Origin of the sequence: Christiangramia aquimixticola, assembly GCF_048285835.1 — a bacterium.
GTDB lineage: Bacteria > Bacteroidota > Bacteroidia > Flavobacteriales > Flavobacteriaceae > Christiangramia > Christiangramia aquimixticola.
The window spans coordinates 1-287 of record NZ_JBLVTL010000285.1; the positions used below are offsets into that span (position 1 = coordinate 1).

General features: G+C 48.1%; 1 pseudogene. It reads right to left on the reverse strand.

The annotated features are described in order from the left end of the window. Positions 1 to 287: pseudogene (locus ACNKXV_RS14510) on the reverse strand (ArsR family transcriptional regulator); the annotation flags it as partial.

Below are 287 nucleotides of genomic sequence, written 5' to 3' on the forward strand. Positions count from 1 at the left end.
TCCACTATGCCCGAATCTATCCCCATGGCATAATCTCCGACAATGTAAGCCCTTTCTACCTCACCCATCCGACGAACTATCCGCTCCATCAGGTCATCCAAACCTAAAAATTTGGAAACCATGTTTTTGATTTCCGTGAAAAAAGGATGCATGTGATTTGCCCGATAGACTTTGGTTTTGCCTTCATCCTCTGCCAACAGCAAACCTGCCTCCGCCAAACGGTTGAGCTCCACCCGCACCGAATTGGTGGATTCTTCAAATTCTTTGGCCAAGGAGCGCAGGTATCC